Source organism: Cryobacterium breve (assembly GCF_004402375.1).
Classification (GTDB): domain Bacteria; phylum Actinomycetota; class Actinomycetes; order Actinomycetales; family Microbacteriaceae; genus Cryobacterium; species Cryobacterium breve.
Genome location: NZ_SOGJ01000020.1, coordinates 1 through 22,639, shown reverse-complemented (window position 1 = coordinate 22,639; position 22,639 = coordinate 1). Strand labels below are relative to the sequence as shown.

Annotated in this window: 19 protein-coding genes and 3 tRNA genes; 8 read left to right on the top strand and 14 right to left on the bottom strand. The window is 63.5% G+C overall.

Annotated features, from left to right (window positions below; translation table 11 throughout):
* The first annotated feature begins 208 nt into the window (after positions 1-208).
* Positions 209-1,453 carry a polysaccharide biosynthesis protein gene (locus E3O65_RS07665; RefSeq protein ID WP_134363157.1) on the top strand — a complete coding sequence of 415 codons (1,245 nt, stop codon included), beginning with the start codon at positions 209-211 and terminating at the stop codon, positions 1,451-1,453.
* Positions 1,450-2,154, top strand: a complete 705-nt coding sequence (locus tag E3O65_RS07660; protein ID WP_134363156.1) for an acyltransferase — start codon at positions 1,450-1,452, stop codon at positions 2,152-2,154. The genes E3O65_RS07665 and E3O65_RS07660 overlap by 4 nt, the downstream gene beginning before the upstream one ends.
* On the opposite strand, the gene E3O65_RS07655 is transcribed toward E3O65_RS07660, so the two are convergent.
* Positions 2,151-2,753 carry a CDP-alcohol phosphatidyltransferase family protein gene (locus E3O65_RS07655; RefSeq protein ID WP_198411681.1) on the bottom strand — a complete coding sequence of 201 codons (603 nt, stop codon included), beginning with the start codon at positions 2,751-2,753 and terminating at the stop codon, positions 2,151-2,153. The two genes, E3O65_RS07660 and E3O65_RS07655, sit on opposite strands and share 4 nt — an antisense overlap.
* Before the next feature lie 739 nt (positions 2,754-3,492).
* Between E3O65_RS07655 and E3O65_RS07650 the strand changes: the two genes are divergently transcribed.
* Together E3O65_RS07650 and E3O65_RS07645 are read left to right on the top strand one after the other, a co-directional pair.
* Positions 3,493-7,227 (top strand): LamG-like jellyroll fold domain-containing protein, encoded by a 3,735-nt coding sequence (locus tag E3O65_RS07650; protein WP_198411682.1) that lies wholly within the window; start codon positions 3,493-3,495, stop codon positions 7,225-7,227.
* The gene (locus E3O65_RS07645; protein ID WP_134363154.1) at positions 7,181-8,719 is read left to right on the top strand and encodes a glycerophosphodiester phosphodiesterase family protein; all 1,539 of its coding nucleotides are present in this window, start codon (positions 7,181-7,183) and stop codon (positions 8,717-8,719) included. The genes E3O65_RS07650 and E3O65_RS07645 overlap by 47 nt, the downstream gene beginning before the upstream one ends.
* Here the strand turns inward: E3O65_RS07645 and E3O65_RS07640 are convergent.
* Genes E3O65_RS07640 through E3O65_RS07620 form a run of 5 tightly spaced genes read right to left on the bottom strand, consistent with a single transcriptional unit; the run spans position 8,671 to position 14,170 of the window.
* Complete coding sequence (locus tag E3O65_RS07640) at positions 8,671-10,005, bottom strand: glycosyltransferase family 4 protein (RefSeq protein ID WP_134363153.1); 1,335 nt, start codon at positions 10,003-10,005, stop codon at positions 8,671-8,673. The two genes, E3O65_RS07645 and E3O65_RS07640, sit on opposite strands and share 49 nt — an antisense overlap.
* An 8-nt stretch (positions 10,006-10,013) precedes the next feature.
* Entirely contained in the window at positions 10,014-10,991 is a 978-nt protein-coding gene (gene fcl / locus E3O65_RS07635; protein ID WP_134363152.1) for a GDP-L-fucose synthase, read from the bottom strand.
* Positions 10,991-12,112, bottom strand: a complete 1,122-nt coding sequence (gene gmd, locus E3O65_RS07630; protein WP_241988660.1) for a GDP-mannose 4,6-dehydratase — start codon at positions 12,110-12,112, stop codon at positions 10,991-10,993. The genes fcl and gmd overlap by 1 nt, the downstream gene beginning before the upstream one ends.
* A gap of 10 nt (positions 12,113-12,122) precedes the next feature.
* Positions 12,123-12,593, bottom strand: coding sequence for an FAD synthase family protein (locus tag E3O65_RS07625; RefSeq protein ID WP_134363150.1), 471 nt, complete (start codon positions 12,591-12,593; stop codon positions 12,123-12,125).
* A gap of 38 nt (positions 12,594-12,631) precedes the next feature.
* Positions 12,632-14,170: a sugar transferase gene (locus tag E3O65_RS07620; protein ID WP_241985725.1), complete on the bottom strand. Its 1,539-nt coding sequence runs from the start codon at positions 14,168-14,170 to the stop codon at positions 12,632-12,634.
* 383 nt (positions 14,171-14,553) lie between these two features.
* Here E3O65_RS07620 and ypfJ point away from each other — a divergent pair, with 383 nt between their 5' ends.
* Complete coding sequence (gene ypfJ, locus E3O65_RS07615) at positions 14,554-15,435, top strand: KPN_02809 family neutral zinc metallopeptidase (protein WP_134363149.1); 882 nt, start codon at positions 14,554-14,556, stop codon at positions 15,433-15,435.
* A gap of 10 nt (positions 15,436-15,445) precedes the next feature.
* Here ypfJ and E3O65_RS07610 read toward each other — a convergent pair whose 3' ends face one another.
* From E3O65_RS07610 to E3O65_RS07595, 5 genes are all read right to left on the bottom strand, one after another.
* Positions 15,446-16,030, bottom strand: a complete 585-nt coding sequence (locus tag E3O65_RS07610; protein ID WP_134363148.1) for an acyltransferase — start codon at positions 16,028-16,030, stop codon at positions 15,446-15,448.
* A 636-nt stretch (positions 16,031-16,666) separates the two neighbouring features.
* Positions 16,667-17,128, bottom strand: coding sequence for a hypothetical protein (locus E3O65_RS07605; protein ID WP_134363147.1), 462 nt, complete (start codon positions 17,126-17,128; stop codon positions 16,667-16,669).
* Positions 17,129-17,450: 322 nt separating this feature from the next.
* Positions 17,451-17,885 carry a hypothetical protein gene (locus tag E3O65_RS07600; protein WP_134363146.1) on the bottom strand — a complete coding sequence of 145 codons (435 nt, stop codon included), beginning with the start codon at positions 17,883-17,885 and terminating at the stop codon, positions 17,451-17,453.
* A 60-nt stretch (positions 17,886-17,945) separates the two neighbouring features.
* Positions 17,946-18,071, bottom strand: coding sequence for a hypothetical protein (locus E3O65_RS17410; RefSeq protein ID WP_277870426.1), 126 nt, complete (start codon positions 18,069-18,071; stop codon positions 17,946-17,948).
* Entirely contained in the window at positions 18,071-18,646 is a 576-nt protein-coding gene (locus tag E3O65_RS07595) for a helix-turn-helix domain-containing protein (RefSeq protein ID WP_134363145.1), read from the bottom strand. The genes E3O65_RS17410 and E3O65_RS07595 overlap by 1 nt, the downstream gene beginning before the upstream one ends.
* Positions 18,647-18,750: 104 nt before the next feature.
* Here E3O65_RS07595 and E3O65_RS17170 point away from each other — a divergent pair, with 104 nt between their 5' ends.
* Entirely contained in the window at positions 18,751-19,488 is a 738-nt protein-coding gene (locus E3O65_RS17170; protein ID WP_134363184.1) for a recombinase family protein, read from the top strand.
* 86 nt (positions 19,489-19,574) lie between these two features.
* Here the strand turns inward: E3O65_RS17170 and E3O65_RS07585 are convergent.
* From E3O65_RS07585 to E3O65_RS07575, 3 genes are all read right to left on the bottom strand, one after another.
* A tRNA-Phe gene (locus tag E3O65_RS07585) sits at positions 19,575-19,647 on the bottom strand.
* A gap of 66 nt (positions 19,648-19,713) precedes the next feature.
* Positions 19,714-19,787: transfer RNA gene (locus E3O65_RS07580), tRNA-Asp, on the bottom strand.
* 129 nt (positions 19,788-19,916) lie between these two features.
* Positions 19,917-19,989 (bottom strand) — tRNA-Glu (locus tag E3O65_RS07575).
* Between the two features lie 339 nt (positions 19,990-20,328).
* Here E3O65_RS07575 and E3O65_RS07570 point away from each other — a divergent pair.
* Positions 20,329-21,639 carry a M23 family metallopeptidase gene (locus E3O65_RS07570; protein ID WP_174722276.1) on the top strand — a complete coding sequence of 437 codons (1,311 nt, stop codon included), beginning with the start codon at positions 20,329-20,331 and terminating at the stop codon, positions 21,637-21,639.
* Positions 21,623-22,639: coiled-coil domain-containing protein (locus E3O65_RS07565; RefSeq protein ID WP_134363143.1), on the top strand; the 1,017-nt coding region annotated here is incomplete at its 3' end. The genes E3O65_RS07570 and E3O65_RS07565, both read left to right, overlap by 17 nt.

The window sequence follows — 22,639 nt, the reverse complement described above, 5'->3', positions numbered from 1 at the left end:
ATCCGTGGTCTCGCGTCGCTGACTGACATGCCCGTCAGTGTACGCAGACAACCGACCAGCAGCTAGATACCCACTCGAACGACGTGCTGCTAGCTTGATCGCATGTAACCCCGTCGATCTGAGCGCGGGAAGGCGAGATGAGGGTGCGATGAGAGCAGGTGCGCCGCGCGGCAGACGGCTGAGACGCGTTCGCGCCAGCATGAACACCGTGATCGGATATTCGATCTCGATGGTGCTTCTGGCCGTCGTCTCGCTTGCCGTCATCCCGTCGATGGTCACGGCGAGCGGTGCGGCGGCATGGGGAATGATTGCGGCGGGCCAATCCATCGGCGGCGTCGGCGCGGTGGTCGTCGCCTACGGCTGGGGACTTTCCGGGCCGGCTTCGGTGGCGAGGGCGGACGCCCAGATGCGACTTACCGCGTATGCCGAGTCGGTCACGTGCAAGCTGCTCATCATCGTCCCGATCGGCCTTCTCGTGTTCTCCGTGGCCTGGAGCGTTGGACGCGACTATGCCATTTTCGCCGGCGTCGGCGCACTCTCCACGGCGACCGTGGGACTGACTGCGAACTGGTGGTTCGTCGGCCTCGCCCAACCGTATCGGCTCCTCGTTTTTGAGACCATCCCACGGGTGCTCGGCACCGGCATCGGGATTTTCTACATGACCCACGGGTCGAGCGCTCTCGTGGGCGTGCTGTGGCAGCTGATCGGCATGGTGGCCGCATTCGTGGCCTCCACCGTGTGGATTCTGAGGCCGTGGAAACTCCGTCGACTCCGTTCGCTTCCGCGCAGGCAGGTCGGAGCGGTGCTCGCTTCGCAGCGACAGGGAGTCACCTCGACCGTGCTCTCGTCGATCTACAGCTCGACCCCGATCGTGATTGTGTCGTTGATTGCTCCGGGCGCGCAGCCCGTGTACGCGGTGGTCGAGAAGGTGCAGCGTCAGGTGATCGTCGGGCTCGGCCCGTTCGTCACCATCCTTCAGGGCTGGGTGCCGAGGGCTAGTGAGCGGGAGCTCGCCCGCCGAGTGAGGACAGGTCTTACGGCCGCAGTGGTGTTCGCAGTGGCACTCGTCGGTTTCATGCTGGCCATCGCCCCGGAACTGGTGTGGTGGCTCGGCGGTGGCCAGATCAAACCGTCCTTTCTCACCTTGCTGCTGATGTCGCTCGTCACCGGGGTGAGCCTGATCGAAGCGGTGGTGAGCAAGGCCTGCCTGGCGGCATTGCACAGACTCGACGTGGTAACCAGAGCGACCGCCATTGGTTCGCTGGTCGGCCTCCCCTGCGTCGCTGTCGGGGCCGCTCTGTGGGGGGCAGAGGGCGCGCTCTGTGGTATCTTCGCAGGACTTTTACTCAGGCTTGTTCTCGAACTCGTCGGCATGCGCCGCGCAATCGCCAGCCGAAGCGGGGGCGCGCTCGACGTCACAATGGATCCGGAAATCGGGGTGGGCGGCTCATGAGTCAGATCAAAGACGTGATGAGAGCGCTGGCCTGGGCACTGCCGGCGAGCACGGCAAAGAACCGACTTCTTCGCTCGATCGGCCACGACGTTCATCCGAGCGCTATCGCCCGATCGTGTCTCGTTTTTCGGGTGTCACAGGTCACGATGGGAGCGAACAGCCGGATCGGCCGGTGGAACCTGCTCAAGAACATGCGCACGGTGTCTATCGGCGATCACGCAACGATCGGCCGGTTGAACATTTTTTCGTCCCACCCCGTGTACAAAAAACTGTATCCGGACGGCGCTGCGCTGGATGTCGGGTCTCACTCGTTCGTTACGAGCCGTCATCAGTTCGATTGCTCCGGTTCCATAGTGATCGGGGAGTATTCCAGTGTTGCCGGGCATGAGACTAAAATCGTCACTCACAGCATTGACGTGCGACGAAATGCCCAGGCTGCGTATCCGGTGCGGATCGGATCCCGGAGTTTTGTCGGAGCGCGCTGTTTGCTCCTTGGCGGCGCTATTCTGCCTGATCGGTCGGTTTTGGCGGGTGGATCGGTGCTCTCCCGGGCGAGAGAGGATGCCTTGCCCGGACTGTGGGCGGGAGTTCCGGCCGTACTGCGCGGGCCGATCGACGGTGAGTGGTTCGAGCGTTCGACCACGGGAACCAGCCGGGTCTTCATACCCGCAACAGGGGAAACCGTGGAAGACGCGCTCTAGATCCCGGCAGACAACGCTCGGAACCATTTGCCGAGCAGCAGCGCCATGATCAGCACGTTGGCGGCGAGGAGCAGGCTGTAGACCACGATGAACACGGCTGGCCAGCCCGTCAGGCTGAAGCTCAGCGAGAGGATCCCGTAGTCGGCCGGCAGAAGGGCGATGGCTCTGATTTTCGAGTGGCGACGAACCCCGCCCTCGCCGATTGCCGGGGTGGTCGAGGCTATGTGGGTGACCCGGCGCAGGAGCAGGTCAGTCAGTAATCCACCGACGAAAGTGACGACGGAAACGACCTGGAAGGCCAGAGGCACAAGGTACCAGATCGGCTCCAATGACCAGAATCGGTACGCCGTGATGAGGATGGCGGCGTGGACCATGACGATCTTTCCGGCGTCCACGACGTGGTCGAGCCATTCGCCTGAGGGCGAGCCTCCGCCGGTCAGGCGTGCGACCTGGCCGTCCGCCGAATCCAGTGCGAAGCCGAGAATCAGTAGCACAGTCACACCGGCGGCCCGAAGTGGGCTCGGCTCTCCGCTGACGAGGAGGACGAGGCCCGCACCTGTCGCGACGGCCGACAGCACCGTGACCTGGTTGGGCGTCATCCTGAGTCCAAAACACACCGAGGCCAGTACTCGCCCGAACGGCCGGTTGACGTATCGCGTGTACAGCGATACTCCCGACTTTGTCTTCTGTGCGCTCGCGAGTCGTGCGTGAGCTTCACGGAACTGTGTCATCACGGGCCGTCCCTGGATCGATGGAACTCGGAGCAGGTGCCCCTGGTGTGGGCTCATCGTAGCCCCCTCGCTTTTCGTCATCCATCGGGGGCATTGCGCGCTGTGGCGCACTGGGCGTAGGTTGCCGCCGTCGATTCCTTTCGTCGCAGCTGAGCCACGCTTCCTTACCCGAAGTGCTCCGAGGCCGCGTAAGGCTGGATTTCATAGTTCATCCGCAGTCTGGCGCGTCTTTCGGCGACGAGGCTGTTCACCCGAGGGATAGGTAGCTATGCACAAACTTGCCGCAATACTCACGACCGTGGCTGTTGTGGCCGGTCTCGTCACGGCGAGTTCCGTGCCACAACCGGCGTCGGCACTCTCCGCCGGCACCGCTTTCAGCGCGGACAACCTTTCGACCTGGCAGACGAATGGAGTTGTCTACGGAGTCGGCACGGTGCACGGCAAAGTCGTGGTGGGTGGCACATTTTCTCAGGTCAGGCCGCCCAACGGTGGCGCAGGGGTGGCGAGGAATCAGGGCACACTTGCGATTTTCAACGCGGAGACGGGGGCACCCGACAGCTGTCAGTTTGCAGTGACCCTGAACGGGGCTACGCCAACCGTGCGGTCCGTGATTGCCTCACCTGACGGCAACACCATCTACATCGGGGGCAACTTCTCCTCCGTCGGCGGAGTGAACGCCGCGCGGGTTGCGGCGATCGACCCGGTCGCCTGCACGGTCAAGCCGTTCCGGGTGGCCGGCGTGTCCTCCTTCGTCTTCGGCATGGCCGCCACCTCGTCGACTCTCTACTTGGCTGGGGAATTCCAGTCCGTCGGCGGCCAGGTGCGCAAGCGTTTCGCAGCGGTGGATGCGACATCGGGCGCGCTTCTGGCATGGGCCCCTGCAGCTGACACGATCGGGCGCGCCGTGGCCGTGTCCCCTGACGGCACCAAGGTAGCCATTGGTGGTGACTTCTTCACCGTCAACGATCAGGATTCCCACTCCATCGCGGTCGTCGACGCGATATCCGGGGTGAACGTGCGCAACTACCCCCTCGGGTTCATTCCCCGGACCTCGGTGACGAAGACCCTGTGGTCAGACGGCACGTCGTTCTACGGGGGCAACGAGGGGACTGGAGGTGGAGTCTTCGACGGTCGCTTCGCCATTAATTGGAGCACACTCGATCAAACCTGGCGCGACACCTGCCTGGGCGCAACTCAAGCGGTCCTCGAGTACGGGGGCACCCTGTATTCCGCAAGTCACGCGCACGATTGCTCATCGAACAACGCCTTCCCTGACGGAAAACGGATGTTCATGATGGCGCAGAACACCTCCAACGCGGCCTTGCTGGGTTGGTTTCCGACTTCGAATGACGGCACCGGCGAAGGCATCGGCCCTCGTGCTCTCACCATTGCCACCGGTGCCACCACGGGAAAGAAATACCTCTGGTACGGCGGTGAGTTCACGGTCGTCAATGGATCGGTCCAGCAGGGGCTCACCCGGTTCGGTCCGGATGACGTCGCTGCGCCGCCCATCCCGGTCGTGGCGGCAGAAGCTCTCACCTCTGGTGCCAACCAGATCCGCTTCCGGACCGTTGTCGACCCTGACGACAGTGCCCTGACGTACAGCGTCTACCGGAACAATGGTCCGACCCCAATCTGGACGGGACCAGCCAGCTCGCTGTGGTGGACCCGACCTCAGGTGACCGTCGTGGACACGAATGTCACAGCGGGCACGAACTACACGTATCGGGTGAGCGCGAACGATGGAGTCAACACCAGCCCACTGTCGGCGTCGGTCGCTGCTCGCGCCGTCATCAAGGGCGTCGACTACCCCAGTCAAGTGATCCAGGACGGAGCCCTGCTCTATTGGCGCCTGGACGAGGCCGCCGGTCCCTGGGCTCAGGACAAGTCCGGCGCCACAGTCACCGGTTTGAACGGCCTCTACAAGAACGGCGTCACATACCGGGCGGCCGGCGCGATCGCCGGTGACACAAACACCTCCGCGGCGTTCAATGGAACCGACGGCTACATCTGGAGCGACCAGCAGGCACCGGCACCCACCACGTATTCGATCGAAACCTGGATCAAGACGACGACGACCCGAGGGGGGAAGATCATCGGCTTCGGGGATGGCCGGCCGCACACGGGAAACGGCAACACCTCACTGAGCGGCAGCTACGACAAACATATTTACATGAACGACCAAGGCCGACTGACGTTCGGTGTCTACATCGGTCGTACCGAAACCATCACGACGGCATCGTCATACAACGACGACGCCTGGCACCACATCGTGGCCACCCAGAGCGCGACGGGCATGAAGTTATACGTGGATGGCGTCAGAGTGGGCCAGAACGCCACCAACACCAGCCAGGCCTACAGCGGCAACTGGCATGTCGGCGGCGACAACCTGAATGGATGGCCCAGCCAGCCGTCCAGCGCCTTCTTCGCCGGTCAGATCGACGACACCGCGATCTATGGGTCCGCCCTGGGCGCGACGCAGATCGCAAACCACTTCACTCTCGCTGGGGGTACCCCGGCCGTGCCGCCGACTCCGACGGACGCGTATGGAGCCAGGGTGTTCACAGACCAGGCTGATGTGTACTGGCGCTTCGACGAAGCCTCTGGCATCACGGCGAAGGACTCATCCTCGAGTGGCCAGAGCGACGGCGAATACGGCGCTGCCGTGCAGTTGCAGCAGCCGAGGGCCATTCAGGTTGGGTCCGCCGTGCAGGCCAGCGGAACTCAGAGCGGAGGCGTCGCGACCAAGACCGCGCGCTCCTCCTTCACGCAGTTCTCCACTGAAGCGTGGTTCAAGACGGGCACGGCATCCGGCGGGAAGATCGTCGGATTCGAAAACGTCGCAACCGGTCAGGGTTCGAGCTACGACAAGCAGATATATATGACCAATTCGGGGAGCGTCATCTTCGGCGTCTATGCCGGGGGATTCCAGTTCATCGAATCGACGACGGGATTCAACGACGACACCTGGCATCACGTGGTTGGCACGCAAGGCCCCGATGGAATGAGGCTCTTCCTGGATGGCTCAGAGATCGGATCGAACCCCACCACCGTCAACGAGGGCTTCGACGGCTACTGGCGTGCGGGCGGGGGCAATCTCAATAGCTGGCCCGCGCAGCCCGCGAGTCCCTATTTCTCGGGGACGCTCGACGAAGTAGCGGTCTATCCGTCGGCGTTGAGCCCGGCGGTCGTTGCGGCTCACTACGAGCTGGGCACCAACACTGTGCCCGACACCACGGCGCCGAGCGCTCCCGGTGACCTGAGGTCGACCGTCTCTGGCGGATCCGTCACACTGGCCTGGACTCCGTCAACGGATAATGTCGGCGTCACCGGCTACTCGGTGCACCGCGGGTCTGCCTCCGGCTTCGTCTCAGGCGCGTCCAACAAGATCGCCGATGTAACGGACGCGACCTTCGTGGATTCAGGGCTTGCCGACGGGACGTATTATTACGTCGTTGTCGCCTACGACGCCCGCGGCAACGCAAGCCCGGCTTCCACGACGGTATCCGCGACCATAGCGACCCCTGACGCTGTCGCGCCGAGTGTTCCGACTGATCTGACGACGTCGGTGTCGGGGAGTTCGGTTTCGCTGGCCTGGACGGCGTCAACGGACAATGTCGCGGTCACGGGGTATACGGTGCACCGGGGCTCCTCGGCTGCGTTCGTAGCCGATGCCTCGAGCAAGATCGCGGAGACCTCGAGTGCGTCTTACCCGGATCCCGGCCTGGCGGCGGGGACTTACTTCTACAAGGTGATGGCCCGTGATGCTGCCGGTAACCTGAGCGCTGCCTCGGGTGCTGCACAGGCGACGGTTGAAGCCGCCCCTGTGCAGCCGGTGATTGTGACTGCCGGTGCCAGCGATGATGCGATGGTCTATCAGGCGCTTCCCACGTCCAACTTCGGATCCAATAACCAGTTGTCGGCACGTGGCGCCGGCCCGTCGCTGATCGAGTCGTACCTGAAGTTCGCCGTTCCGGCTGCGCCGGCGGGCACGGTGCTGACCGGGGCGACACTGCGGGTGCGCACCTCGACCGATTCGAGTGCCGCGTCGGTGGACACCCAGATGTTCAAACTCCTGAGTGGGGACTGGGCGGAGGGTACGGTCACTTGGAACAACAGACCCACCGGTCTGGGAGTGGATCTGGGGAGCCTTACCGGCGCAACGGCAACGAACACCAACTACTCGGTCACGCTCGACGCAGCGCAGTTGAGCGCGCTGGCGGGTACGACGGTGTCCGTCGCACTGGTCAGCACCGGCCTGGACAACATCCGGCTGTGGTCGACGAACAGCACCAATGCCACGTATCGCCCGCTGCTCACCATCACCTATTCAGCGGGGTAACGTGCCGAGCGGCATCGAGGGACGGAACGCTGCTCTGACCAGCTGTGCTCCGTCTCGGCCATCGATGAGCCGCAGGCAGTTCATCCTGGTTGGAGCGTCGTCTCTGCTGTTGTCGGCCTGCCAAGCAGCACCCGCACCTTCGGTCCCCGTTTCACCGGCGGCTGCTGCACGATATGCGATCGGAGATCTCCTCCGGACGACACCGTTCTATGTAGCGCACCGTGGCTCCGGAGACAATTGGGTGGAGCACAGCTTGGATTCGTACAGCCGCTCCATCGGCAGCGGGGCCACAGCGATCGAAGTCTCGGTCAGCGCTACATCCGACGGCGTGTTCGTGTGTCATCACGATCTGACGACCAAACGGATGACGGGTGTCGACCTCACGATCGCGGAAGTCACCTGGAAGGAGCTGTCGCAGCTCCGAAGCGACGCGACAGCCTGGCTCGGCCCTGCTGCGAAACAGCAGCCGCTTCCTCTGCTCGCCGACGTCTTGAACGCCTTCGCAGCAACACACGTGATCTTTCTCGAGGACAAGCAAGGCACCAACACGGAAGCCCTGCTGGAGCTCATGGACAGCTACCCGCAGTCCACAGAGCATGTGATCTGGAAGCAATGGGCGGGTGCGGCACAGTATGCACTCGTTGACGAGCACGGATACACGACCTGGGGATACTTCACTCCGGAACTGTACGAGCGCGCCGATGAACTTGCGCCACGTTTCGATCTCCTCGGGGTGTCACACAGGGCGACGGATGCTCAGGTGGCCACGTTGGTGGGCTACGGCAAACCGGTCATTGCGTGGGAAGTTCACTTTCGCTCGATGCGTGACCGGATGAGCGACCTCGGCGTGGCAGGGATGATGTGCTCCAACCTGCCCTACGTGACGGGGACGACCGCTGCGAGTCAAGGAGACGCCTTCGGAACGGGACTGCGAGCCGCTGGCGACCTGCCTTGGACAGTCGACGCGGGCACCCGGGTGCAGCCCGTGATCGATGGGGAAGCCGGATCCGTGACATTGGACCACCATGACGTGCAGAGCTACCTGATGGGCTCAATGTGTCCGGTGGGTCCAGGCTCGTATCGGATCACGTGTGAGCTGCGCTGGCCAGGGTCGCTTCCGAGGGCAGAGCAGCACGCCGGGATCGCCTTTGGCATCGCTGACGACCGGCCGTACCGCGTCAGGGTGGCCACTGACGTGTCCGGCTACCACCTGGTTCTCCGAGCCAATGGGTCCCTCGAACTGTTCAGTCGGGCTGCTGGTTCGACCGACGGCACTCGGCTCAAAATGATGGCTACTGCCCCTCCCCGGGCGGCGGAATGGGTGCGCCTCCAGCTCGAAGTCCTGGCCAACAGCATTCGCATCCTGCGGCTCGACGGCGAAGGCTGGTCGATGGAAATCGATGATGCGAGCAACCGGGGAGGCTATTTCTGGCTCTGCAAGAACTATCCGGGCGAACCGCCGGTCGAGTTCAGATCAATCGTCGTCAGCTGATCGTTGCGGATCCCCTGCTGGTCTGGCTGCCGCCGTGACCACCAGTTTCTCCTTACCCTGACGCGGCCGACGGATGCCCCCTGCTCCAGGATCGCTCGAAACCTGCTGAGTGCAGAATCCGACGAGAGGAAGGCGGCCGAGAATCGCTGACCGGCCGCGCCGTATGCGGCCGAAGACTCTGCATCGCCACCGAGCATCTCGGCCGCGTCCACCAGATCGCCGGGGACTGCGGCGTTGATTCTGACTCCGCCGCCGGCCAAGGCGAGCTCCTCAGCGGTGACACTGGATGCATCAGTGGCCGCGATGACGGGCAACCCCGTGTTGAAGTAGGTCGTGAGTTTGCTCGGCACGCACATCTCCGTCAAGCCAGGCCGCTCATTGACGAGCAGGATGTCCGCGGCCGAGAGGGCCGCCTGGAACGCGTCTTCGGGAAGGGGATCGATGAATTCGAGATGCGGGTTCCCTCCCATGGCTTCGAGTCGGTGCCGTTGGTTCCCATCACCGAGGAGAACGAACCTCACTCTCGATCCCCGCTCCTCTGCGATCTCAGAAGCGTGGACAACGTTCTCAAGGGCCTGCTTGGCACCCATGTTGCCCGCGTGGAGAACGACGATATCGTCCGCCTTCCATCCGTGTGAGGAACGCACTTCTTGCCGGTCGAGGGCGTTCGGGTTTCCCGTGTGGCACCAGTTCCGCACGACCTGTACGGAGTTGCAGTCGATATCCATGTCCTCGACCAGATACCGCTTGAACCGCTCGTGGATAACGACCACCGTGTTCGCCCTGCGGAGGATGGACCGCTCAATCCGCCGGAGCAGCCAGGTGGCCAGGCGGCCACCAGTTCCGCTTTCGGACACTCCGAGGCTATAAATGTCCTGCACCCAAATGCAGGTGTTGATGTGGAACAGGCGCGCGCGCAGCAATGCCGCAGCTACGGAGAATAGGGCAGGCGTGACCATCACGGCGACGTCGGGCCTATCCCAATTGCTGAACAATGCGCGAACCCCGAAGCTGAGTTCCATACCCAGGCGGTTCCACAAGCGCGGTTCCGACGGCACACCGTGATGGACTCTGGTAACGCTGACGCCCCTGATCCGTTCGTACCCGTGTACGCGGTTGCGGCCGCCGTAGCCGTCATAGATCCGCCATTGCGGGTAGTGGGGATTGCCGGTGATGACCGTGACCGGGTGGCCGGTCGCGGCCAGCGCCTCCGAGAGCCCCGAGGTGTAGACGGCGATGCCGGTGGGCTCAGGGGGATAGTTGAGGCCGACGACGGTAACTCTCATGATCGTGCTCACCGACCGCGAAAATCGGCCTGGTGGGAGACGAACCAGGTGTAAGCGTCGTCAAGGCCGTCCTCGAGATCGATCGTCGACTCCCAACCCAGCGCCCGGATTCGGGAAACGTCCAACAGCTTTCGGGGGGTGCCGTCGGGCTTGCTGGTGTCGAAAGTGAGCTTGCCGGTGAAGCCGGTGACTTTCGCGATCGCCATTGCCAGGTCTTTGATGCTGCAGTCCGATCCGGTCCCGACGTTGACGTGCGACAGCATTGGCGTCGTGCTTGTCTGGTACGCCTCCCGATCGAGCTCCATGATATGTACGCTGGCTGCCGCCATATCGTCGACATGAAGAAATTCCCGTCGCGGACTGCCGCTTCCCCAGATGACGACCTCAGCCTCCCCGTGCTCTCGTGCATCGTGAAAACGCCGGAGTAAACCGGGGATGACATGGCTGAAGGATGCGTGGTAGTTGTCGCCGGGACCATAGAGATTCGAGGGCATCACGCTGCGATAATCGCGCCCGTATTGACGATTGAAGCTCTCGCAGAGTTTGATTCCTGCGATTTTCGCCACGGCGTACGGCTCGTTCGTCGGTTCCAATTCACCGGCCATCAGCGCCTCTTCGCGTATCGGCTGGTCGGCTAGCCGGGGATAGATGCAGGACGAACCGAGGAAGAGGAGCTTCGGAACTCCGAAGTCGTGTGAAGACTTGATGATGTTCGCCTCGATCAGCAGGTTGTCATAGATGAAATCGGCCGGTGAGGAGTTGTTGGCAATAATCCCGCCGACTTTCGCGGCAGCGAGGTAGACCTGGTCGATGCGATTGCGGTCGAAGAAGGCTTGAACGGCTCGCTGGTCGACAAGGTCGAGCTCAGAGTGGAGGGCGGTCACAATGTTCACGTAGCCCAACGACATGAGCCGTCGCACGATCGCCGACCCCACCATCCCGTTGTGTCCGGCGACATAGACAGCAGCGCCGGGTTCTCGGGCCATCAGCCCTCCAGGGACACGAGGGACGGGAAACCGTGACTTTTCAAGAGGGCGGTCTTCTGTGCGATCACCAGGTCTGAGGCGACCATTTCCGCGCACATCTCTCGAACGCTTATCTCCGGCAGCCAGCCCAGCTTGAGACGGGCACGTGTCGAGTCGCCGAGCAGGGTCTCAACTTCGGCGGGTCGGAAGTAACGGGGATCGACTCGCACGATAACGTCACCGGGGCGCACAGCCGGCGTGAGATCCCCGGCCACGCTGTCGACGATGCCGATCTCGTTCAGGCCTTGACCCTCGAATCGCAGGGTGATTCCAGCCTCGCTCGCCGACCATTCGACGAATTCTCGCACCGAATACTGAACTCCCGTGGCGATCACGAAGTCCTCCGGCGAATCCTGCTGCAGCATCATCCATTGGAGACGAACGTAGTCGCGTGCGTGCCCCCAGTCGCGCAGAGAGTTCAGATTTCCGAGGAACAGGCAGGACTCGAGACCCTGGGCGATGTTGGCGATGGCCCGGGTGATCTTCCTCGTCACGAATGTCTCGCCGCGGCGTGGGGATTCGTGATTGAACAGAATCCCGTTGCAGGCGTACATCCCGTAGGACTCTCGGTAATTAACCGTCATCCAATAGGCGTACAACTTGGCGACCGCATACGGAGAACGCGGATAGAAGGGAGTGATCTCGCTTTGAGGTGTCTCCCGGACCAACCCGTACAGTTCAGATGTCGAGGCTTGGTAGAACCTGACCCTATCCGTCATCCCCAGCAATCTCACCGCTTCCAGGAGCCGCAGAGTGCCCAGGGCATCGATGTCAGCGGTGTACTCGGGCATTTCGAAGCTCACTGCAACATGGGACTGTGCACCGAGGTTGTAGATCTCGTCCGGCTGCACCTCCTGAATAATTCGGGTGAGGTTCGACGAATCGGACAGATCTCCGAAATGCAGGAAAAAACGCGCGTTGTGCTCGTGCGGGTCCTGATAGATGTGATCGATTCGCTGGGTGTTGAGCTGCGACGACCGGCGCTTGAGGCCGTGAACCTCATAGCCCATGGACAGGAGGAACTCGGCCAGATAGGAGCCGTCCTGGCCGGTTACCCCGGTGATCAACGCCCTTTTCGACACCATGATCGTCCTATCGCTCACTGTTGCTGTAGTCATGAACCGGTCGATAATCTGCCGCGTTGGGGGCCAGAGCCTTCAGCGCAAGCCGGAGGGCCGTGCTCGAGGTCGAAACGGTATAGGGAAAGTAGATGACTTCTACGCCGACCTCGGCGAACCGGCGCTCCAGCAGGCGACCTTTCTCGGTGCCCTTCCAATCGTCGCCTTTGAAGTAGACGTCGAAGTGAAGCGTGCGCCAGGTGTCCATTTTGTCTGCGGAGACCTCAGGTACCGCTTCATCGACGAAGGCGATGTGACGAACGATCTCAAGCCTCTCGGCCAACGGCACAACGGGTGGGGCGCCCTTGGTCGTCAGGAGCATTTCGTCAGACAGCACGCCGGCGAACAAGTAGTCGCACTGGCTCTTCGCGTGCTTGAGGATGTTGAGGTGGCCGATGTGGAACAGGTCGAAAGCCCCGCCAGCGTAGCCGACTGTTCGTGTCACGAGGTTACCTCCGTTGATCGTTGCTCTTTCGATGGCCATCAGTACGCACCCACCGGTCGCATGACTGTTTTGAAGGTGCGCCAGATGATGATCAGGTCACCGGCCAACGACCAATTTTCGACGTAGTAGAGGTCCAGCCGCACGCTGTCCTCCCAGCTCAGGTTCGAGCGGCCGTTGACCTGCCACATCCCCGTCAGGCCCGGTTTGATGTAGAGGCGCCGGTGCACGTGGGTTTCATAGGCTTCGACCTCCACCGGAAGTGGCGGGCGCGGGCCGACGAGGCTCATGTTCCCGACCAGGATGTTCCAGAGCTGAGGCAATTCGTCCAGCGAGTACTTTCGGAGCACGCGACCCACCCGGGTGATGCGCGGGTCATTGCGAATCTTGAATAGGGCCCCGGATGCCTCGTTCTGGTCGAGCAAACCTGCGAGGTCGTCCTCTGCCGTCTGAACCATGGAGCGAAACTTGACTATTTGAAAGGTGCGCTCATTGCGCCCGCACCGCTCCTGGTGGAAGAGGACCGGGCCGGGGGAGTCGATCTTGACCGCAATCGAGATGGCCACCAGGAGCGGCCAGAAAAATAGAATCGAGATTCCGGACACGCCGATATCAAGGACGCGTTTGAGCACATGCCTTGCGCCCTCGAATTGTGGTATCTCCACGTGGATCAGGGGCAGCCCCTCGACCGGGCGGAAATGAATGCGGGGACCGGCGACATCCGTGAGCTGGTTGGACAAGACCAAGTCTGCAGAAGTTCCCTCCAGCTGCCAGCCGAGGTTGCGGATGTACTCGCTCCCTCCAGTGGGCTGGCCCGCGACGATCACCGTGTCTACAGCAAGATCGGAGGCCGCGACCGCAACGTGCGCGGGGTCGGAAACCACGGGGATCGTTCGGCTTTCGCTCTTCACCGGTGCCATCGAACCGTTCGCGAGTGCGACCCCCACCACGTAATAGGTGGCGCCGGCATTCTCGATCTGTCCGACCACATATTCGACATCGGGGCGATTGCCGACCACGATGACGCGCGCGAGGTAATGGCCGAACAGCCTCTGGCGCAGCAACCACCGCCGCCACAGCCAGCGTTCCAAGACGAGGCCGCAAATGCCGAGAGGGAGAGCGAGCACGAAGAAGCCGCGCGCAACGTCGACCTGGAACGCCAGGAAGCCGATGGCAAGGAGACCGAAAGCGATCGCGCTCGCGTTGATCACCTGCTTGTATTCGGTGGCCCCGATACCGATGACGCGCGAGTCTCTGGTGTGGAAGGCCCCCAGGGTAGCGATCCAGCTCAGGGCGATAAGCAGCGCGACCAGCCAGTAGTCGGCCTGATATCCGCCGACGGATGCCCGGGCATCCTCCCCGCGGAACCTGACGATCAGGGCGGTCGTGACCGCGATCATGACGATGCCCACGTCGCTTATCAAAAGTTTTGCGCGAAATTGTCGGGCCCAGACCAGACCGGAGGACCTCGCGTCGACCGTGACCGGCTTCGTGAGCGTCGGTGCCGGCACCAGGGCAAGCTTCGGCTGGGCACTGGGGAGACGCCCGGCGAAGGACAGGCGCGGTCGTGGATCCGTCACCGTGTGCTCACCCCGCCACCGAAGGTTCGCTGGCGGGCGCAGTGCAGCGCTGGGGGCTCGGCCGGGGTGGGGCCTTCAAAAAAGGGTCGACGAACACGTCGACACGTAGCAAACGTGTTCACGGGGTCCTCTGCATTTCGGGTTTACAGAGCGGAATGGGATTCACCCGGGGGTGCCTGTCTAGGGAACGGGCCACCCGGGCTGACAAATACGTGCTGGAAAATCAACTGCTTGCGGGGAGACCATACCCCCGAACGCCCAGGATGGCTCGGGCCCCGAATGGGGGGTAGGACGAGTTGGCATGCACAGGCCGGTCATCCGCAGGTGCAAACTCGCATCTCGCGCCGGCACAGAGGACCCGCATCACCGGGTAGCGTTTCTCCATGACGTTCAACGACAACGCGAACATCGGCGGCGGCCGGGTCAGCAAACGGGGCCGCAATACGGGAATCGCCGTGGGCGGAGGTGGGGTGGGAGTCATCGTCCTGTTCCTGCTTTCCCAGGTTCTGGGGGTCGACTTGAGCGGCTTGGCCGGCGGTGGCACGCAGCCCGCCGACGGCGGCAGCGTGTCCAACCTGTCCGAGTGCACGACCGGCGCCCAGGCGAACGAGGACGTCGAGTGCCGGATGAAGGGCGCCGCGGCGTCTCTGGACGTGTTCTGGGGCGAGGAACTGCCCACCCGTGGAACCGAGTACCAGCAGCCGCCGGTCGCGCTGTTCACCGACAGCGTCGGAACGGCGTGCGGCGGGGCTACGAGCGCCACCGGGCCGTTCTACTGCCCGCCGGACGCGACCATTTACATCGACACCGCGTTCTTCGGCGACTTGCGCACCCGCTTCGGCGCCTCCGGCGGTTCCCTCGCCGAAATGTATGTCCTGGCGCACGAATGGGGTCACCACATCCAGAATCTGGAAGGGACCCTCGCGGCCTCCCAGGATGGCCAGACCGGGGACGGCTCCGCCGCGGTAAGAGTCGAACTTCAGGCCGACTGCTTCGCCGGCGCCTGGGCCGGGGCTGCCTCCGACACTCGTGACGACGGTGGAGTGCCCTTCCTGAAGCCCATCACGGAGGCGCAGATCCAGGATGCGCTCAGTGCGGCATCCGCGATCGGCGACGACCGCATCCAGGAGTCCATGCAGGGCCAGGTCAACCCGGAGGCGTGGACCCACGGCTCCAGCGCGCAGCGCCAACGGTGGTTCCAGACCGGCTTCACCGACGGTGCCGGCAGCTGCGACACGTTCGCACCGACCGACACCGAGCTTTAGCGCCGACCGGTCATGTGCGCGTGAGCAGGCCGTCGTGCTCGATGTATTTCTCGCCGGTGACCGGGCAGACGAGTCGACCGTCGCCTCCAGCCCGGAGTGGCATGCCGCTGCGCCCGACCCAGCCGATGCGCCGAGCAGGCACGCCGGCAACCAAGGCGTAGTCGGGGACATCCTCGGTGACCACCGCACCGGCTGCCACCATGGCCCAGCGCCCGATTGTGAGCGGCGCGATGCACACCGCGTGGGCGCCGATTGACGCCCCCGTGCGCACGGTCACCCCGACCAGGTCCCGCTCGTCGATCGCCTTGCGCGTTCCGTCGGGAGTGACGGCCCGCGGATGAGCGTCGTTGCTGAAGACCGCCGCCGCGCCGACGAAGACCCCGTCTTCGAGCAGGGACGGCTCAGAGACGATCGCGTAGTCCTGGATCGTGCAGTGCCTTCCGACGACAACACCGGGGCCGATGTAGGCGCCGCGACCGAGAACGCAGTCCGGTCCGAGCCGCGCGTATGCACCCACCTGCACCAGAGTGCTAATCAGGCAGCCGGGGCCGATCACGGCGCTCGGGTCGATGTCGGCCGACGCCGCGATGCCCATCAGATCACCTCGGGAGGGAGGACGAGGCCACGGCGCACGGCGCGGATGCAGAAAGGTCGACACGTTCGAATCGGATTCACGGTGATTCCCTGCAGTTCGGGTTACAGGTCGATGTGGGGCGCCGGGCACGCCGATGCCGGTTGCCCGCGCGTCAGTGGGTGATCTGGCGCTCTCTCAGCGTGTTACAGAACGGAACGTACCTCGGTTCCAGCCGGAGTCGTAGCACCCCGAAGGGGGGGGGGTGGGGGCAGGGCTGCACAAGACCGCAGCGCCGGAGGCCGAGTACGTTCCCGTGCCAGCGGAGGCCGGATTGAGGACAAAAAAGAAGGCCACCCCAGTAGAAGCCTGGGACTGACCTTCGGTGGCCCCGACCGGCGTCGGTCGCGTCTTGTGTCGTGTAGGTGTCGGTGTAGTTGAACCGACTCCCCGCCGCCGTCGTCACGCTGCCGATAGCAGTGATCGTCCCCGACGACAGAGTCCAACCGGTGTAAGCCGCCTGGTAGGTGTCTTCACCCGAGGAGGAGTTCTCTATCTGCAACGACAGGGGGTTGGTTTGCTCGTCGAGCTTGCTTGCGCCTTTGTGCACTCCGACCCCGATCGAGCAGCAGCAATCTCGGGCCGGAGTGGCTCCTACGGCTACGGGGTTGAGACTGGGCTCACATAGAGCGATACCTGCAGAGGCTCCCCAGGGGCAGCACGGCTCAACGTCAACTGATATTCATAGCCGTCCTCAACGCCACGCCCGATGCACATAATGGCGCGTCCGCCGTTGTTCGCTGGCTGTTCGCACAGCCGATCCACAGTAAGGGTCACATCCGCCGCAGGAGCGATCTGAACTAGGTCTTCGGCGGTCACCACCTCACCGGCTTCCGCTTCCCACCGCCAGGAAATGCTCGGACAGGGGTTGGTGCTCACACATAAGAATTGTTCGCGCCGGACAGTGTCTGCCTGTTGATTCCAGCCCGCGGGAATCGCCAGTCGCGACACCTGCGCAACGAGTTCCTTTGTGAGCCTGTCTTCGAAGGTCCTGACGATGATGGAAGCGGCGACAGCCAGGACAACGCTCCCAATCAGAATCGCACCAAGAATCTTCTTCACGCTGTCCCCCGCTGACAGGAGCTCCGGCCATCTCTCCCGCCGGCCGATGCTGATTGCAGTTGCCAGCAGCGCATCGGTATGGCGGGCCCGATGTCACCAACAAATCAGTCACTGCACGTCGGTTCGTCATGTTCAAGCCGTCCAAGGCTCGTCAACGCCGTATGTGCGAACAGACACAGGCAGACCTATATGGATGGCGTGCTGCGTCAACATCCCGGCAGCGCACTCGTAAGACGGACCTTCATGGGGCACAGAATTCGCCGCTATGGCTTCGAGTCGGCGTTTGGCAGCTGCGTGCCATTTGGGAACCTCGGAGTCCCCCCTATTCTGCGGGGCCGGGCTTTTGTTGAGGTGCTCGCTGTGAGGTGTGCGTACCCAGGAGGGGAGGGGGCGGCGATGCTGGAACTGCGGGGATCCCCTGCTTGAAGATGGGTTCGAGGAGGCGCAGTGCTTTGTCGGGGAGCCCGTCTCCCGGGAAAAAGTCATTCAGTAATTCCTCGGCCGCACTGAGTTCACGAACATCGCAGATCGCGAGCAGGTAGGCGATGTCCTGCACGTCGCGCCCCGGGCGTGACGCGTTGAGCTTCATGGCTAGCAGTGCCCGGGGCGAGGCCACTTCCACCGTGATGTCCTCGTTCGCGTAGAGGACCTCCCAGCCAGGGTCAGCCCCGTAGGACGGTAGAAACATCGTGGCGTTGCTGTTGAGCCAGTTTTGCGGCCAGCCGTTCTCGTTGGCGACTTCAACTGCGGCCTTCAAGATAGGTTGCTCTGGCTGCAGGTGCGCATCGACATCTGAGGTTGTCCGGCGGTCGAAGTATTAAAGCGCGAGTGCCGCGCCTCCGACTATTCGGATGCCTGCAGGCTGGCCGGCCGCGCGGAGTTTAATGATGACCGCGTTGATGCCGCGGATGAGGTCATCGCGGTCGAGTTGATCTCCTGGCATTAGACGCTTTCCAGGGTTTCGACTTCAATCAGGATGCCGCGGCGGAGGAACTCGACGGGTACTCGCGCCGGGTCTGCCGGGATGTCATAGTCGCTTGTGCGCGGTGCCCACGGGGTGTCAGGGTGTCCTACTTTCCTGGTGACCCAGTCCGGAACGGGCAGGGCGTCTGCCTTGAGCCGGTATTCGCAGAGCGCGGCGATCGCGGCGTCCCATCGCTCGGACCCGGTGGGGGACGGCTCGCTCAACGCGAGGCCGACTCGGGTGGCTCCGCGTTCTGAAGCGAGGTTGTCGGCGAGTTGGAGGAACCGCCGGAAGGCCGAGACGTCATCTGATCCGGTGATTGCTTCCCCGATCTCGGATGCGATACGGGCTGCATCGCTGCGTACCGTCGGGACTGTCACAATCGTGTGGCGGGTCGCAAGTAACAGTGCCTCGAGTGTGGCGACTGTCGGCTCGCGCTTGCCGTGTTCAATCAGAGAGAGCGACGAGCCGGCGATCCCTGAGCGAATCGCGAGCTGGCTTTGCGTGAGTCCGCTCGCAGCCCGGGCGGAACGAGCAAGAACACCTGCTGACATATCGATCACCACCTTTTACTAAGTAGTAAAAGTGTAGCAGTCCGGAGTCAATGGAGGGCTGGAGAATATTGACGGCCCTGCAGGTCGAGGTGAATTGTGCCGTCATGACTGAACTACTGATCGGGTACGCGCGCGTATCCACATATGAGCAAGACCTCACCGCCCAACAAAACGCCCTGGAACGACTGGGCGTTAGATCGAATCTGATCTACACCGATCATGCCTTGACGGGAACCAACCGTGCGAGGCCGGGATTACGCGAAGCAATTGCCGCCTGCAGGAGCAGGGACACACTCGTGGTGGCCAAACTCGATCGTCTAGCCAGGTCGCTCCGCGATGCAAAAGACATCGTCGACGAGGCCTGCGCCCTCGATATGGCCTCAGTGGATTTTCAAGCCGGCACGGCCACCGTTGAGTCCATCAACGTTCGGGTGAAGGGCCAGGGCGTTGTGCGGCAGAACTTCCCCAAGACCGAGAAGTCGGCACGCACCACGCCCCTGCCGGCGCAGACGATGGAGTTGCTCCGCCGCCGTCACGAAGTACTGCGGGAGGTCACGACGCTTCTATTCCGGACGTCGCTGATGCGCCTACGCGATCCGTTGAACACGCAGCGCGAGATTCGCGACCGGCGCGACGTGCTCGGCTACCCCGAACTCTCTACGCATTCGTTTCGCAAGCCCGTAGCGACGATCCTCGACAAAGCGGGGTTGTCAGCCACTAAGTTCGCCGACTCCCTAGGTCACGAGAACCCGTCCACGACTCAAGACGTCTACATGGACACGGTTAAGGGGTCGAAGCGTGCTGCCGAGGTGATGGGCCAGCGACTTGAAGGCCTGATCTGAATGTGCGGGGTTTATGCGGGGTGACCGACTGAAAACTAACGCAGAAAAAAGAAATCCCCGTAAGTAGAGCCTTACGAGGATTTCAGTGGCCCCGACCGGCGTCGATCCGGTGACCTTTCGATTTTCAGTCGAACGCTCTACCAACTGAGCTACAGGGCCAGAAGAGGCTGCATAAGCCGCTCCAAGGAAAAAAACCCTTTCTTCCGAAAGGGCTTGTTGCCTGTGCGACCCTGACCGGACTTGAACCGGCGACCTCCGCCGTGACAGGGCGGCGCGCTAACCAACTGCGCTACAGGGCCTCGTAATGGGAACCAAATTAATCTTCAGTTCGTCATTTTTGAGTGGTGATGCTGTTTTCATGCTGCTGTGCGTTCGTGTTGCTAATTCGTACTTATGTATTCTTGCACATCCCAGACCATCAGGATGCGTAGCCCCAACGGGATTCGAACCCGTGTTAACGCCGTGAAAGGGCGCCGTCCTAGGCCGCTAAACGATGGGGCCGAGACGCCATAGAACTCATGGCTTCCGACGCATAAGCATACGGTCAACCTGCCGCCAATCCCAAATCGAGAACGGAAATTGTGCCGCTCGGGGGTGTCAGAACCGCCGAGCCTGTGAATTTCCAGGGTTTTGCTTGACGGACGGCTAGATTCGAGGGGGGGAAATTTTGACCTCCCGTTGTTACTGTGAACCGTTCTTTCCGCAGTAGCGGATGTGTGTAATGAACCCGATCGGGGAGTAATGAAGCGCACGGCAGTTCGATTCGGCCGCGAAGCACGAGCACGACACGGGGATGGTGGATCCTCGCGAGGTCCGCGCAACCGTCGTCACCGCGTCAGTATGGCGACCGGTTTCGTTGCCGCGCTTTCCCTCTTCGTCGCGCTGGTCGGCCCTGCCGGCACGGCCCAGGCGATCGACTACCCGTCTTGGGAAGATCTGCAGAACGCCAAGTCGAACACGGCGGCCGCATCTGCGCAGGTCAGCGCGATCCAGGATCTGATCGCCAATCTGCAGACCCAAGTCACGCAGACCCAGGCGGAATCCGAAGCCCGGGGCGCGGAACTGCAGAGCGCCCAGGAGAAATTCGATGAGGCGAGCCGCCGCGCCGATGACTTGGAGGCGCAGGCCACGGCCAGCACCGCCGTCGCCGAGACCGCGACCCGCCAGGCCGGACAGCTTGCCGCGCAACTGTACCGAACCGGCGGCACCGACCTCAGCGTCAACCTCTTCCTCGATGGTGAGGCGAGCGGCGAGGACGCCGATGCCCTGCTGTCGAAGCTCGGCAGCATGAGCAAGCTGGTCGAGCGCAGCAGCAGCGTGTACGAGGAGGCGCAGACCGCCACGAACGTGGCCAAGTCGCTGGGCGACCAAGCCAAGGTTGCCCGGGCCGAGCGGGAGAAGCTCCGCATCGCCGCCGAGGACGCCCTGGCCGCAGCGCAGGCCGCAGCGCAGGCCGCAGCGGCCGCCCTGGCAGAATCCGAGGCGAAGAGCGTCGAGCTCGACGCCCAACTCAGATTCATGCAGGATGCCCAGGCCACCACGTCGGCCGGCTATGAGGCAGGCGTGGCCGAACGGGCACGCCTGGCGGCGATCGAAGCCGAGCGGGTGCGGGCGGAACGCGCCGCCGCAAACGCGCGAGCAGCAGCAGCTGCGGCTGCGGCCCAGTCCAGCGGTGGTGGCGGTGGTGGTGGCGGATCGAGCAGCTCCGGCGGTGGCGGCTCCGTCGGCGGCGGGGGCTGGGCGGTGCCGGCCGGCGGGCGCATCACCGACGGTTACGGACCACGGGCAGTGATCTGCGGCGACAACGGCTGCAGCAAGGGGTTCCACAGCGGCACCGACCTCGGGACGGGCTGCGGCGCCGGAATCTACGCTGCCAGCAGCGGCACCGTCGTCTATGCGGGCACCTACGGCACCTATGGAAACTTCGTCCTGATCCAGCACGCCAACGGCGTCTCCACCGGCTACGCCCACATCCGGTCGGGTGGGATCTTCGTTTCCAATGGCCAGAGCGTGTCCGCCGGGCAGAACATCGCCAGCTCCGGTGAGACCGGAGCGGCCAGCGGATGCCATCTGCACTTCGAGGTGCGCACCAACGGCAGCCAGATCAACCCGGCTCCGTTCATGGCAGACCGCGGTGCTGCTCTTGGCTAAGGGCACCGGGCCCACGGGCACCGAGCCTCAGAATGCAGAACAGCATGCCGAAACGCTGCGCCCTGAGCGACGGGGCTGGCGTAAGAAACCGTCCCGGCTGTTCGCTGCGGTCGCGCTCGGGGCGGTCACGGCATCCGTCGGCGTCGCTGCCCCCGCAGCGTTTGCCGAACCCGGCTACCCCAGCTGGGATGACGTGCAGAAGGCCAAACTGAGCGAGGCCACCAAGCAGGCTGAGATCGAATCGATCACCCAACTGCTCATCGGGCTGCAGACCTCGGCGGCCGCGTCTACGAAGGCCTCTTTGATCGCAGCGGAGGCCTACCGCGTCGCTCTGGACGACCTCGACGCCGCCACAACCCGGGAGGCGAGCCTGACCAGGCAGGCGGCGGCGGCGGAGGCCCGGGCCGCGACCTCGAAGATGCGCGCCGGCCTGATCGCCGCGCACCTGGCGAAGACCGGGTCCCAGGACCTGTCGCTGAGCCTGTTCCTCGACGGGGACAACGCCGACGAACTGCTGGAACAGCTCGGTACCGCGAGCAAGCTGAGCGAGCAGTCCGACACGGTCTACCGAGAGGCCCTGCAGGACAAGAACACCGCCGTGTCGCTGGGTGAGCAGGCGGCATCCGCTGCCGACGAGCGTGCCCGGCTCAGCGCGGAATCCTTGACCAAATACGACGCGGCGAACAGTGCCTCCCAGGCGGCCGAGGCAGCCTACGAGACCGAACGTCAGCGCTCCAACGACCTATTCGAACAGCTCGCCCTGCTCAAGGACACGACCGCCGAGGCGGAGCGGGCCTACCAGGCCGGCCAGGATGCCGAGGCCGCTACTCTGGCCCTCGCCCGGGCGCAGGCGGCGGCGGACAAACAGGCGGCAACCGACGCGAAGGCGGCGGCCGCAAAGCCGTCCGGCGGCCAGGCGGCGCCCGGCAAGCCGGCTCCCCAGCCCGCGCAACCGGCAGCGCCCGCTCCCGCGGCTCCCGCGCCGGCACCGCCCGCTCCC

Coding starts and splice junctions, on each gene's coding strand:
- E3O65_RS17170 (WP_134363184.1), top strand. CDS start 18,751: ATGACTGAACTACTGATCGGGTACGCGCGCGTATCCACATATGAGCAA.
- ypfJ (WP_134363149.1), top strand. CDS start 14,554: ATGACGTTCAACGACAACGCGAACATCGGCGGCGGCCGGGTCAGCAAA.
- E3O65_RS07655 (WP_198411681.1), bottom strand. CDS start 2,753: ATGACGCCCAACCAGGTCACGGTGCTGTCGGCCGTCGCGACAGGTGCG.
- E3O65_RS17410 (WP_277870426.1), bottom strand. CDS start 18,071: ATGCCAGGAGATCAACTCGACCGCGATGACCTCATCCGCGGCATCAAC.
- E3O65_RS07610 (WP_134363148.1), bottom strand. CDS start 16,030: ATGGGCATCGCGGCGTCGGCCGACATCGACCCGAGCGCCGTGATCGGC.
- E3O65_RS07595 (WP_134363145.1), bottom strand. CDS start 18,646: ATGTCAGCAGGTGTTCTTGCTCGTTCCGCCCGGGCTGCGAGCGGACTC.
- E3O65_RS07570 (WP_174722276.1), top strand. CDS start 20,329: ATGGCGACCGGTTTCGTTGCCGCGCTTTCCCTCTTCGTCGCGCTGGTC.
- E3O65_RS07645 (WP_134363154.1), top strand. CDS start 7,181: ATGCCACGTATCGCCCGCTGCTCACCATCACCTATTCAGCGGGGTAAC.
- E3O65_RS07660 (WP_134363156.1), top strand. CDS start 1,450: ATGAGTCAGATCAAAGACGTGATGAGAGCGCTGGCCTGGGCACTGCCG.
- E3O65_RS07640 (WP_134363153.1), bottom strand. CDS start 10,005: ATGAGAGTTACCGTCGTCGGCCTCAACTATCCCCCTGAGCCCACCGGC.
- fcl (WP_134363152.1), bottom strand. CDS start 10,991: ATGGCCCGAGAACCCGGCGCTGCTGTCTATGTCGCCGGACACAACGGG.